The sequence below is a fragment of the Mucilaginibacter mallensis genome, assembly GCF_900105165.1.
GTDB classification, from domain to species: domain Bacteria; phylum Bacteroidota; class Bacteroidia; order Sphingobacteriales; family Sphingobacteriaceae; genus Mucilaginibacter; species Mucilaginibacter mallensis.
The window spans coordinates 4,411,897-4,424,772 of the sequence record NZ_LT629740.1; the positions used below are offsets into that span (position 1 = coordinate 4,411,897).

General features: G+C 40.3%; 13 protein-coding genes and 5 tRNA genes. All 18 read right to left on the minus strand.

The annotated features are described in order from the left end of the window. Positions 1 to 53: 53 nt before the first annotated feature. Positions 54 to 3,857: a DNA-directed RNA polymerase subunit beta gene (gene rpoB, locus BLU33_RS17690; protein ID WP_091376036.1), complete on the minus strand. Its 3,804-nt coding sequence runs from the start codon at positions 3,855 to 3,857 to the stop codon at positions 54 to 56. 149 nt (positions 3,858 to 4,006) lie between these two features. Next, entirely contained in the window at positions 4,007 to 4,390 is a 384-nt protein-coding gene (rplL, locus tag BLU33_RS17695; protein WP_073405423.1) for a 50S ribosomal protein L7/L12, read from the minus strand. Between the two features lie 59 nt (positions 4,391 to 4,449). Then, on the minus strand, positions 4,450 to 4,968 hold the full coding sequence (gene rplJ / locus BLU33_RS17700) for a 50S ribosomal protein L10 (protein ID WP_091376038.1): 519 nt from the start codon (positions 4,966 to 4,968) through the stop codon (positions 4,450 to 4,452). 2 nt (positions 4,969 to 4,970) lie between these two features. Further along, positions 4,971 to 5,669 (minus strand): 50S ribosomal protein L1, encoded by a 699-nt coding sequence (rplA, locus tag BLU33_RS17705; RefSeq protein ID WP_091376042.1) that lies wholly within the window; start codon positions 5,667 to 5,669, stop codon positions 4,971 to 4,973. 27 nt (positions 5,670 to 5,696) lie between these two features. Continuing rightward, positions 5,697 to 6,137 carry a 50S ribosomal protein L11 gene (gene rplK, locus BLU33_RS17710; RefSeq protein ID WP_091376045.1) on the minus strand — a complete coding sequence of 147 codons (441 nt, stop codon included), beginning with the start codon at positions 6,135 to 6,137 and terminating at the stop codon, positions 5,697 to 5,699. A 259-nt stretch (positions 6,138 to 6,396) separates the two neighbouring features. Next, positions 6,397 to 6,939 carry a transcription termination/antitermination protein NusG gene (gene nusG / locus BLU33_RS17715; protein ID WP_091376048.1) on the minus strand — a complete coding sequence of 181 codons (543 nt, stop codon included), beginning with the start codon at positions 6,937 to 6,939 and terminating at the stop codon, positions 6,397 to 6,399. Positions 6,940 to 6,950: 11 nt separating this feature from the next. Continuing rightward, positions 6,951 to 7,145 (minus strand): preprotein translocase subunit SecE, encoded by a 195-nt coding sequence (gene secE, locus BLU33_RS17720; RefSeq protein WP_091380765.1) that lies wholly within the window; start codon positions 7,143 to 7,145, stop codon positions 6,951 to 6,953. 21 nt (positions 7,146 to 7,166) lie between these two features. Continuing rightward, positions 7,167 to 7,237, minus strand: a tRNA-Trp gene (locus BLU33_RS17725). A 130-nt stretch (positions 7,238 to 7,367) separates the two neighbouring features. Then, entirely contained in the window at positions 7,368 to 8,555 is a 1,188-nt protein-coding gene (gene tuf / locus BLU33_RS17730; RefSeq protein WP_091376052.1) for an elongation factor Tu, read from the minus strand. 63 nt (positions 8,556 to 8,618) lie between these two features. After that, a tRNA-Thr gene (locus tag BLU33_RS17735) sits at positions 8,619 to 8,690 on the minus strand. A 130-nt stretch (positions 8,691 to 8,820) separates the two neighbouring features. Beyond that, positions 8,821 to 8,893 (minus strand) — tRNA-Gly (locus BLU33_RS17740). Positions 8,894 to 8,972: 79 nt separating this feature from the next. After that, positions 8,973 to 9,053 (minus strand) — tRNA-Tyr (locus BLU33_RS17745). A 76-nt stretch (positions 9,054 to 9,129) separates the two neighbouring features. After that, positions 9,130 to 9,202 (minus strand) — tRNA-Thr (locus tag BLU33_RS17750). Between the two features lie 240 nt (positions 9,203 to 9,442). Beyond that, on the minus strand, positions 9,443 to 9,790 hold the full coding sequence (hpf, locus tag BLU33_RS17755; RefSeq protein ID WP_091376056.1) for a ribosome hibernation-promoting factor, HPF/YfiA family: 348 nt from the start codon (positions 9,788 to 9,790) through the stop codon (positions 9,443 to 9,445). 12 nt (positions 9,791 to 9,802) lie between these two features. Then, the gene (locus tag BLU33_RS17760) at positions 9,803 to 10,714 is read right to left on the minus strand and encodes a tyrosine-type recombinase/integrase (protein ID WP_091376059.1); all 912 of its coding nucleotides are present in this window, start codon (positions 10,712 to 10,714) and stop codon (positions 9,803 to 9,805) included. Positions 10,715 to 10,788: 74 nt separating this feature from the next. After that, a complete protein-coding gene (gene rpsU, locus BLU33_RS17765; RefSeq protein ID WP_091376063.1) occupies positions 10,789 to 10,980 on the minus strand; it encodes a 30S ribosomal protein S21 in 192 nt (63 codons plus the stop codon). A gap of 111 nt (positions 10,981 to 11,091) precedes the next feature. Further along, a complete protein-coding gene (locus tag BLU33_RS17770; protein ID WP_091376066.1) occupies positions 11,092 to 11,409 on the minus strand; it encodes a hypothetical protein in 318 nt (105 codons plus the stop codon). An 81-nt stretch (positions 11,410 to 11,490) separates the two neighbouring features. Then, positions 11,491 to 12,666 (minus strand): acyl-CoA dehydrogenase, encoded by a 1,176-nt coding sequence (locus tag BLU33_RS17775; protein WP_091376070.1) that lies wholly within the window; start codon positions 12,664 to 12,666, stop codon positions 11,491 to 11,493. Positions 12,667 to 12,876: the final 210 nt, after the last annotated feature.

Here is a 12,876-nt window from a genome sequence, read left to right on the forward strand (position 1 = left end):
GATTGTTGAGGAACTGAGTTAATCACTAATTCAGTCCCTCAATAATTCAATAATTATTCTAAAGTGATATCCAAACCTAAACCTCTTAATTCGTGAACCAATACGTTGAATGATTCCGGAACTGAAGGAGTTGGCAGGTTTTCACCTTTAACAATAGCCTCATAAGTTTTAGCGCGGCCGATAACATCATCAGATTTAACGGTCAATATTTCCTGCAGTATGTTTGCAGCACCGAATGCTTCCAATGCCCAAACCTCCATCTCACCAAAACGCTGACCACCGAATTGTGCTTTACCGCCCAATGGTTGTTGTGTAATTAATGAGTACGGCCCTATTGAACGCGCGTGCATCTTATCGTCAACCATGTGGCCCAGTTTCAGCATGTATATAATACCTACTGTAGTTTGCTGGTCAAAACGGTCGCCGGTTAAGCCGTTGTATAAATAAGTACGGCCTGATTCTGGTAAGTTTGCTTTCTTAACCCACTCTTCCACTTCCTCATGGCTTGCACCATCAAAAATTGGAGTAGCAAATTTAATTCCCAGCTCTTTACCAGCCCAGCCTAATACTGTTTCATATATCTGGCCCAGGTTCATACGTGATGGTACACCCAGTGGGTTCAACACAATATCAACCGGTGTTCCGTCCTCAAGGAAAGGCATGTCTTCGTCACGTACAATACGTGCAACAATACCTTTGTTACCGTGGCGGCCTGCCATTTTATCACCTACTTTAAGCTTACGCTTTTTAGCGATGTAAACTTTAGCCATTTGCACGATACCTGATGGAAGCTCATCACCCACACTGATAGCGAATTTATCGCGACGGTAAGAACCTAACTCTTCATTAAACTTAATGTTATAGTTATGAAGAAGGGTTTTTATCTGATCGTTTTTGTCATCATCAGTTGTCCATTTAGTTGGGTTAATGTTATCGTAATTAAGCTCAACTAATATTTTTTGGGTGAATTTAACACCTTTTGGAACCTGTAACTCTTTGTAAACATTGAATACGCCTTGTGATGTTTTGCCGTTAACAATCTCAAATAACTTCTCTATCAAAGTATTTTTAAGATCTTTTACAGCTTTATCATGTTTGTTATCCAATCTTTCCAACTGTGCTTTTTCTTCAGCCTTAGTGGTTTTCTTAGCACGTGAGAAAAGTTTGGTATCAATAACCACACCCGCGATAGACGGCGGAGTTTTTAATGATGCATCCTTAACGTCACCTGCCTTGTCACCAAATATGGCACGCAACAGTTTTTCTTCCGGTGAAGGATCTGATTCACCTTTTGGAGTGATCTTACCGATCAGGATATCGCCTTCTTTAACCTCAGCACCAACACGGATGATACCGTCTTCGTCAAGGTCCTTAGTAGCTTCTTCTGATACGTTAGGAATATCCGGTGTTAATTCTTCTTCACCACGTTTGGTATCACGCACTTCAAGCTCAAATTCTTCAACGTGAAGTGATGTGAATATATCCTGTGAAACCACACGCTCAGAAATAACGATCGCATCCTCAAAGTTATATCCCTGCCAAGGCATGAATGCTACTTTTAAGTTACGGCCTAAGGCAAGCTCACCATTTTGGGTAGCGTAGCCTTCGCAAAGCACCTGTCCTTTTTCAACACGTTCGCCTTTTTTAACAATTGGCTTAAGGTTGATGGTGGTGCTCTGGTTAGTTTTCTTAAACTTGGTTAAACGGTAGCTGCGGCTATCACCATCGAAAGAGATCAAACGATCAAGTTCATTACGGTCATATTTAATACGGATCTCGTTGGCATCTACATACTCAACTACACCGTCACCTTCAGCATTTATTAATGTACGTGAATCTTTAGCCACACGGCCTTCCAAACCTGTACCAACAATTGGCGACTCAGGGCGCAATAAAGGCACTGCCTGGCGTTGCATGTTCGATCCCATCAATGCACGGTTAGCATCATCATGTTCCAGGAACGGAATTAATGAAGCCGCGATCGAAGTGATCTGGTTTGGAGCAATATCCATATAATCAAGTCTATCAGGCTCAATAATAGGGAAGTCACCTTCAAAACGTGCTTTAACACGTGGTGTGCTAAATACGCCTTTATCATCATATACCGCGTTGGCCTGGCCAATGGTTTTACCATCTTCGTCTTCTGCTGATAAGTAAACAACAGGCTCATCCATCGATACTACACCGTCAACCACACGTTTGTATGGTGTTTCGATGAAGCCTAAGTTGTTGATCTTGGCGTGTACGCAAAGTGAAGATATCAAACCAATGTTCGGTCCTTCCGGTGTTTCAATTGTACATAAACGACCGTAGTGGGTATAGTGTACGTCACGAACCTCGAAACCTGCACGCTCACGTGACAGACCACCGGGCCCCAGGGCTGACAGACGACGCTTGTGCGTGATCTCTGCCAGTGGGTTGGTTTGGTCCATAAACTGTGATAGCTGATTTGTACCGAAGAACGAGTTTATTACCGATGATAATGTACGCGCGTTGATCAGGTCGGTTGGTGTGAACACCTCGTTGTCACGAATGTTCATACGCTCACGAATGGTACGGGCCATACGTGCTAAACCTACGCCGAACTGAGCATATAACTGCTCACCAACGGTACGCACACGACGGTTTGACAAGTGATCAATATCATCCACCTCAGCTTTTGAGTTGATTAACTTGATCAGGTATTTTACTATCGCGATGATATCCTGTTTAGTTAAAACCTTAGTTTCTTCAGAAGTGCTAAGTTTCAGCTTACGGTTGATGCGGTAACGACCAACATCACCCAGGTCATAACGTTTATCAGAGAAGAATAAACGATCGATGATACCACGAGCTGTTTCTTCATCAGGTGGTTCAGCGTTACGTAACTGGCGGTAGATATGCTCAACCGCTTCTTTCTCAGAGTTTGAAGTATCCTTTTGTAAGGTATTGTATATAATAGTGTAATCACCACTGGTTGAAGCGTCTTCCTTGTTCAGGATGATGGTTTTCACACCTGCGTCAATGATCATATCAATATGGTCATCTTCCAGCACGGTCTCACGTTCCAGGATGATTTCGTTACGGTCGATAGAAACAACTTCGCCGGTATCTTCGTCCACAAAATCCTCAACCCATTTTTTAAGCACCCTTGCGGCAAGCTTACGGCCAATGAATTTTTTCAGACCTGATTTACTAACTTTTACTTCGTCGGCAAGTTCAAATAACTCTAATATATCTTTATCAGAGTCATAACCTATCGCGCGCAATAAGGTAGTAACCGGGAATTTCTTTTTACGGTCGATGTATGCATACATCACGTTGTTAACGTCTGTTGCAAACTCAATCCATGATCCTTTGAAAGGAATAACACGGGCAGAGTATAATTTAGTACCGTTAGTGTGGCGGCTTTGGCCAAAGAACACACCTGGGGAACGGTGTAACTGCGATACAATTACACGCTCAGCGCCATTGATAACGAATGTACCTTTAGGGGTCATGTAAGGGATAGTTCCCAAATACACGTCCTGTACAATTGTTTCAAAATCTTCATGCTCTTCATCATTACATGAAAGGCGAAGCTTGGCTTTTAAAGGCACACTATAAGTTAACCCGCGCTCGATACACTCTTGTATATCATAACGTGGCGGATCAATAAAATAGTCAAGAAACTCTAAAACAAAGATGTTTCTTGAATCTGATATCGGAAAGTTTTCGGCAAACACCTTAAACAAACCCTCTTTATAGCGGTTGTCTGAAGTGGTTTCTAATTGAAAAAATTCCTGGAAAGATTGCAACTGAACATCCAGAAAATCGGGGTAATCAAGTACCTTTCTGCTGGTTGCAAAGTTTACTCTTTGATTATTTTTGTTTGCCAAGGGATTATAATTTTAGTTTATTAATAAACTGTATACTTGTTCTGATTAAAGTTTTTCCTGAACTTCAAACAAAAATGGGAGTTGTATAAACAGCAATAGACCCCGACCAAAAACGGTCGGAGTCTGATGCTATTGTGTATCGGGTTAAATTATTTAACCTCAACTACTGCTCCGGCTTCTTCTAATTGTTTTTTCAGAGATTCAGCTTCTTCTTTAGTAACACCAGTTTTTACTTCTTTAGGTGCACCATCAACTAAGTCTTTAGCTTCTTTCAAACCAAGGCCGGTTAGGTCTTTTACTAATTTAACAACTGCTAATTTAGCGCCACCTGCTTCTTTCAGGATAACGTCAAATGCAGTTTGAACTGCTTCAGCAGCAGGGGCGTCATCGCCACCAGCTGGAGCAGCAGCAACAGCAACAGCTGCAGCAGCAGGCTCAATGCCATACTCGTCTTTTAAGATCTGAGCTAATTCGTTTACTTCTTTTACTGTTAAGTTTACCAACTGTTCAGCAAACGCTTTTAAATCCGCCATTTTATTTTAATTTTACTTTAATGCTTTGTGTTTTTTAATTTCGAACTTATAGGTGTTCGTTAACCTCTTTCCTGTAATGTTTTTACAACTCCTGCCAGTATATTTCCGCCTGATTGTAGGGCTGAAATAACGTTCTTTGCTGGTGATTGCAATAAACCAATAATTTCTCCAACCAATTGTTCCTTTGATTTTAAGTTGATCAAGGTATCAAGTTGGTTATCGCCCACAAATATCGATGAATCAATATATGCTGCCTTTAAAATTGGTTTTTCACCTTTTTTCCTTAATTGTTTGATCAGCTTTGCCGGAGCAGTTGCTGATTTTGAAAAAAGGATTGATGAAGAGCCTTTTAATACATCATATAATGGTGCAAAATCACCTTCGATGTTATCCATAGCTTTTTTAATCAAGCTATTTTTAGCCACCTGCATAGTGATATCGCTTTCGAAACATTGGCGACGGATGTGATTGATCTTTGCAACCGTTAGGTTTGAAGTATCGGTAATATAAAAATTACCAAACTCCTTCATCTGCTCAGTAAGGGCTATAACTAAGTCGTATTTTTCTTCTTTTGTCATGATTAAATTCCCGCTACTGATTTGGTTTCAACTTCAATTCCCGGCGACATTGTAGACGACACGTGAATACTTTTAAAATATGTTCCTTTTGCTGATGAAGGTTTTAATTTTGAGATAGTTTGCAATACTTCTAATGCATTCTCATAAATCTTATCAGATGGGAAAGATACTTTTCCTATTGAGGCATGAATGATACCGGTTTTATCAACCTTGAAATCGATCTTACCACCTTTTACCTCAGTTACAGCTTTGCCAACTTCGGCAGTTACTGTTCCTGATTTAGGGTTAGGCATAAGGTTACGCGGACCGAGAATACGACCCAAACGACCTACTTTAGCCATAACACTTGGCATAGTGATGATAATATCAACATCAGTCCATCCACCTTCAATCTTGGCAATATAATCATCCAAACCTACAAAATCCGCACCTGCGTCTTTCGCTTCTTGTTCCTTATCAGGAGTACAAAGCACAAGTACACGTACAGTTTTACCGGTTCCATGAGGTAATGTTGCTATACCGCGTACCATTTGATTGGCTTTACGGGGGTCAACACCTAAACGTACATCTATATCAACTGATGAGTCAAATTTAGTATTAGAGATATCTTTTACTAAAGATGCAGCATCCTGCAATGTATATGCTTTGTTAGCCTCAATTTTGGAGAGTGCCACTTTTTGATTTTTTGTTAATCTAGCCACTGTCTTAAACTGATTTGTATAAATTAATTAATTCCAGGGTGCCGTACCTGATACGGTTATCCCCATACTGCGGGCAGTACCTGCCACCATTTTCATGGCTGATTCAACTGTGAACGCATTCAAATCAGTCATTTTATCCTTAGCTATAGTCTCAACCTGAGCCCAGTTTACACTGGCTACTTTTTTACGGTTAGGCTCAGCAGAACCACTTTTTAAACCTGTTGCTTCCATTAACTGGATTGCTACAGGAGGGGTTTTGATGATAAAATCGAATGACTTGTCAACATATACAGTAATAACTACAGGCAACACTTTACCAGGTTTATCCTGGGTACGTGCGTTGAACTGCTTGCAAAACTCCATAATATTCACACCTTTTGCACCCAATGCCGGGCCAATTGGTGGAGATGGGTTTGCAGCGCCGCCTTTCACTTGTAGTTTCACCATCGCACCGACTTCTTTTGCCATTTTGTTTTTACTTTAATTGTTACTCAATGTTAGTAAGTGGAAGCTATGTAACATTCTTTGTTCTGGTATCAAGTAGTTAGTATCAAGTATCAAGACTTTCTACCTTCTTTCTCTAACCCATTATCTTTGTTTAGTATCAAGTAGCTAGTATCAGGTATTTAGACCTTGCTTCGCTCTTGTACTTATATTTATTATACCTTCTAGCAGTAACTAAAAATATCAAGCGGCTTTTATCTTGCTACTTGATACTATATACTAACTACTCCTTCTCTACTTGCATGTAATTCAACTCAAGCGGCGTACGGCGCCCGAATATTTTTACCATTACTTTTAATTTCTTTTTCTCTTCATTAACCTCTTCAATAACACCGCTGAAACCGTTGAAAGGACCATCCATTACCTTAACGTTTTCGCCAACGTAATATGGTACATTCATTGTTTCGCCTTGCGCGCTCATTTCGTCAACCTTACCTAAAATACGGTTAACTTCGGCCTGGCGAAGTGGTATTGCGTTTCCGGCTTTATCACCCAGGAAACCTATAACGCTGTTAACGTTTTTTATAACGTGCTCAATCTCACCATCAAGTGCGGCTTCCATCAACACATATCCCGGAAAAAAGTTACGCTCTTTGGCTATCTTCTTTCCATCACGCATCTGGTAGTATTTTTCGGTAGGGATCAATATCTGAGGTATTAAGTTTGAAATTCCCAAACGGTTTATTTCAGCCTCGATATATTGTTTTACCTTTTTTTCCTTACCACTTATGGCACGCACTACGTACCATTTTAACTGATCACTCATTATTTATAAAATTAACCTAGTGAACTATAAAAACTTTTCAGCAAAAAGCCTATCAACTGATCCATACCAAATATTACCAGCGAGATAATAACTGTTGCAACCAACACTAAAATAGCGCTGCTTTGCAATTCACGCCAGGTTGGCCAGGTCACCTTCTCGGTTAACTCTATATATGATTCTTTAATATATTCACCTACGTTAGCCATATTTACTTTATTGCTGTTATGCACGGGAACAAGGATTCGAACCCTGATCAAAGGTTTTGGAGACCTCTATTCTACCATTGAACTATTCCCGTGTGTTATTTATCCCCGGGGGGATATTTTCATTATCTTTTTACAGTAACAAAGTACTTAGCTGATTTAGCTAAGTACTTTGATGTAAATTAACCTAACCTATGCTCGCCTTACAGCGAAACTAAGGGGTTCTTATTTTAATATTTCAGTTACCTGACCAGCACCTACTGTTCTGCCACCTTCACGGATAGCGAAACGTAAGCCTTTTTCCATTGCGATAGCGTTGATCAACTGTACAGTGATGGTAACGTTATCACCTGGCATAACCATTTCTACACCTTCAGCTAAGGTGATTTCACCTGTTACGTCAGTTGTACGGAAATAGAATTGCGGACGGTATTTGTTGAAGAATGGAGTGTGACGGCCACCTTCTGCTTTTGATAATACGTAAACTTCTGCTTTGAAGTTAGTGTGAGGAGTTACTGAACCTGGTTTGCAAATAACCATACCACGACGGATATCAGTTTTTTCAATACCACGTAACAATAAACCTACGTTGTCACCTGCTTCGCCACGGTCAAGGATCTTGCGGAACATCTCAACACCAGTTACGGTTGATTTTAAGTTCTCAGCACCCATACCTAAGATATCAACAGGATCACCTGAGTTGATAACACCACGCTCGATACGACCAGTTGCAACAGTACCACGACCAGTGATCGAGAATACGTCCTCAACAGGCATCAAGAAAGGAAGTTCAGTTAAACGTGGAGGAATTGGAATGTAAGCATCAACTGCATCCATTAATTCCATAATTTTAGCTACCCAAGTTGGATCGCCATTTAAGCCACCAAGAGCTGAACCTTGGATAACTGGAATATCATCACCAGGGAAATCATAGAATGATAATAATTCACGGATTTCCATTTCAACTAATTCTAATAATTCAGGATCGTCAACCATGTCAACTTTGTTCATGAAAACAACCAATGAAGGCACACCTACCTGGCGAGCTAAAAGGATGTGTTCACGAGTTTGTGGCATCGGGCCATCAGTAGCAGCAACTACGATGATAGCACCGTCCATCTGAGCAGCACCTGTAACCATGTTTTTCACATAATCCGCGTGACCTGGACAGTCAACGTGAGCATAGTGACGGTTTTGGGTTGAATACTCAACGTGAGCAGTGTTGATAGTGATACCACGCTCTTTTTCTTCAGGAGCTGAATCGATTGAATCGAATGAACGAGCTTCTGAAAACCCTTTATCAGATAATACTTTTGTAATAGCTGCGGTAAGGGTTGTTTTACCGTGGTCAACGTGACCGATTGTACCGATGTTTAAGTGCGGCTTACTGCGGTCAAACTTTTCTTTTGCCATGATTTATATTGTTTGTAGGTTAATTTTTATTTAAAAATTGTTATTATATACTATTTATTATTGAGCCAACAATGGGATTTGAACCCATGACCTCTTCCTTACCAAGGAAGTGCTCTACCCCTGAGCTACGTCGGCTTATTTTTTGATTTCGGATTTCGGATGTTCAATTTCGGATTTTGCATCCTTGTTAAACACTTTTTGTAACCGATCTCTTGCCTCATCACTTAAGTCCGAAATCGAAACTTCGAAATCCGACATATCATTGAGCGGAAGACGAGGTTCGAACTCGCGACCTATAGCTTGGAAGGCTATCGCTCTACCAACTGAGCTACTTCCGCTTAATACAATTATTGAATTACAGAATTACTGAATTTTTAAAATTCTATAATTCTATAATTCAATCAATCATTCCAAATGTGGGGGGAGAAGGATTCGAACCTTCGTAGCCGAAGCAACGGATTTACAGTCCGTCCCATTTGACCGCTCTGGTATCCCCCCATCGTTTAATTTCGGACTGCTGAATTTTGATTGCGAGTTTAACTCCTGCACCAATATCCAACTTCGAAATAAACTGAGCCTCCTATCGGGATCGAACCAATGACCTACTGATTACAAGTCAGTCGCTCTACCAGCTGAGCTAAGGAGGCTTAATATTCACCTTCTTTTCTCCTCTGCCCATGCGGATCTTCGGATTTTTCCCGGTTAAATTATATTAAGATTTTTTTCAATTTTAAAGAACCATCCGTTTTGTAAAAAGTATCGTTGAGTACCTTTCCAAAAGGGATTGCAAATCTACAAAATTTTAATGCCCAACAAAATTTTTTTACAAAAAAAATCGACAGGCTTTAAACCCGTCGATTTTTCGAAAAATTTATGCTTGTTTTATTTTAAAACTCCTCTTCTGTTTCAGCTAAAACGGCCTTTTTAACCGCCTCAGCAGCAATGGTTTTCTTCTGTTTATGTTTGCCAATCTGCTTACGGAGGCTCTCAATGGCCAGGTCGGTGGCCTCTTCAAAACTCTTACATTGTTCCTTTGCGAACAACTGCGTACCCGGTAGCATCAGTTTAATCTCCGTTATTTTATTTGCCTCGTCTTCCACATTTTCCAGTTTCAGATACACTTCGCCACTAATTATATGATCATAAAATGTATCAAGCTTATCAGCTTTCTTCTGGATAAAGTCCAACAATTTTCTGTCTGCGTTAAAACGAATAGATTGCACTGTGATTTTCATGATTCCTCCTTGTTATGCCTTTGGATGGGCTTGTTTATAAATAGACTTTAATCGCTCAACTGAATTATGCGTATAAATTTGCGTAGCGCTTAAATTGGCGTGGCCCAGCAGTTCTTTTATTGCGTTAAGGTCGGCGCCGCGATTCAGCAAACTTGTAGCGAATGTGTGCCTGAGCACATGCGGGCTTTTTTTATTTTGGGTTGATATGTAGGAAAGATATTTCTGCACTATTAAATAAATAAGCTTCGGATATGCGTCAGCTCCTTTATTAGTAACGACTAATGTTATCGAATTGTTATCAAAATTTTGATTTTTCTTTAACTCCAGGTATTGGGTCATTAATATCCGCAGCTCATTGTTCACCGGAATGATGCGTTGCTTGTTACGCTTACCTAAAACCTTTACGGTACCTTCATATATATTAATGTCGCTCTCTTTAATGCCGATAAGTTCGGAAAGCCTTATGCCAGTGCCGAATAGCGTTTCAATTACCAGCTTATCGCGCTGGCCCTTAAAATCGTGGCTGAAAACTTCGTTCTCATCCAGCATCTGCGTTAGCTTAATATCCTCAACAACTACAGGCAGATTTTTAGGGATTTTAGGCGTATTTATTTTTGACGCAGGATTACTGGTGATAATACCCTCCTGCAATAAAAATTTAAAGTATTTGCGCAGCGTGGCTATTTTACGGTTGATGGAACGGGCCGTAAGCTTTTGGTTCATGAGCTCAACCATCCAGTTGCGGATGAGATGATGCGTAACCTCAGAAGGATGTGTTATAGTTGGAGCTGGCGGAGGATCTTCATGATCGGGATTATTCAGGTAGCTGATAAACTGATCAAGATCTGACTGGTAGGCCGATACTGTATGTGGGGAGTACCGCTTTTCGAATTTAATATGCTGAATAAAACGCTCTGGAAACATAAAAAACTATTTGTACACCCGAATATGAATGTACAAATAGTTTTAATATAATGGAGCTAAAAGTTTAAAAAAAATTAAACAGTTTCAGCGTTCATACCTTGTTTGTAGATAGCGTGTTTAACCACGTGCCTGCGGGTAACAGATTTCTTTTCAAAAGCCTGGCGACTGCGAAGCTCTCTTAAAACACCTGTTTTTTCGAATTTCTTTTTGAAGCGTTTTAATGCTTTATCTAATGATTCGCCGTCTTTTACGTTAATAATGATCATAATTCCTGAAATACCTCCTTTCGTGGGAGGGCAAAGGTAAGTGATTTATTTTGAATATGAAAGAGCTGATTTAGTTTATTTGATTGATTGTGTGAGGGATTAGGAACTATGCTAAGGTTTCGTAACCATAGAACGTCTCAAATCAGTAAGGACTTTAGAATTGTACAATTTAAGACCATTCTTATATTCGGTGTATATAGCCATAAACCTTGTACCTTTACATATTTGTAAAACATTACTAATATCATCATGATTGTTACCGACCATTTCAGAAACATCGCCATCAAGTATATTAAAAATATGTTTGCAAGCCATACCACTTTTTCTTGACTGACAATTACATCCTGCGTATACATGTCCATCGTTATTTTGAAAAGTAACTTTATATGGATCTTTGGCACTACCCTTAATTAAAAACTCGAATACCATTATTATTCTTTAAGATTTATAAGGTGAATATATCTATATATTTCGCTTTTATAAAAATAAAATTATAAGCTCAATCAATCACTACCCCTTCAACACTTCCCTGCTAATCACAATCTTTTGTATTTCCGAAGTCCCCTCACCTATGGTGCATAGTTTGGCATCGCGGTAATATTTCTCAACCGGGAAATCCTTGGTATAGCCATAACCACCGAAGATCTGTACTGCTTCGGTAGCTGTACGCACCGCTACTTCGGATGCAAAGTATTTGGCCATAGCCGATTGTTTGGTTACCGGTTCGTGCCTGTTCTTAAGGTCGGCGGCCTGCATAACCAATAGTTCGGCGGCTTCTATCTCCGTAGCCATATCAGCCAGTTTAAACGCGATACCCTGGAAATTAGCTATCGGCTGACCGAATTGTTTACGTTCTTTGGCATATGCCACTGCTGCTTCAAAAGCACCTTTGGCTATACCTAATGATAAGGCCGCAATGGAGATACGCCCGCCATCCAATACTTTCATGGCCTGTTTAAAGCCTTCGCCTTCCACGCCCAGTAAATTCTCTTTAGGTACACGGCAATTATCAAATATCAGTTCCGTAGTTTCCGAAGCGCGCATGCCTAATTTGTTTTCCTTTTTGCCGTGAGTGAAACCGGGCGTACCCTTTTCAATAACCAGGGCAGATATACCATGCGAATCGCCTTTTTCACCAGTGCGGACCATAACCACAGCTACGTTGCCCGATTTTCCGTGGGTTATCCAATTCTTTGATCCGTTTACTATATAATGGTCGCCATCCAGTACCGCGGTTGTTGCCATGCCTAATGCATCGCTGCCGGTATTGGCTTCGGTTAGTCCCCATGAGCCTATCCATTCGGCAGTCGCCAATTTGGGCAGCCATTTCATTTTTTGTTCTTCGCTGCCAAAAGCCAGGATATGGCCGGTACATAAAGAGTTATGCGCGGCAACCGATAAACCTATCGACCCACATACCTTAGCTATCTCCGAAATAACGGTTACATACTCAAAATATCCAAAACCTGATCCACCGTATTGCTCGGGTACGAAAACACCCATCATGCCCAGTTCGCCCAGTTGCTTGAAAAGCTCAACCGGGAAATGCTGTGCCTCATCCCATTCCATTACATGCGGTCTGATGTTACGTTCGGCAAAATCCTTTGCCATTTGCCCAACCATTTGCTGCGTATCGCTTACTGAAAGATCAAAACCTGCAACGGTATCGGCTAATAAAGTATCCATATTTATAATTGATTTATACCAAAGTAACGTATTAATATTCAGCTTAGTTTCAGTTTATTTTAGCTGTAAAAAAGTACAAAATGGTATATGGTATGAATATTAGGTTTAGTTAATTTAAAGTTGGTTGTTGGGGAAAATTGGGGGTGAAAATTATTTTTTCATAAATGACATGATGGGATGTCATGCTGAGCGGTAGTCGAAGTATGAGCG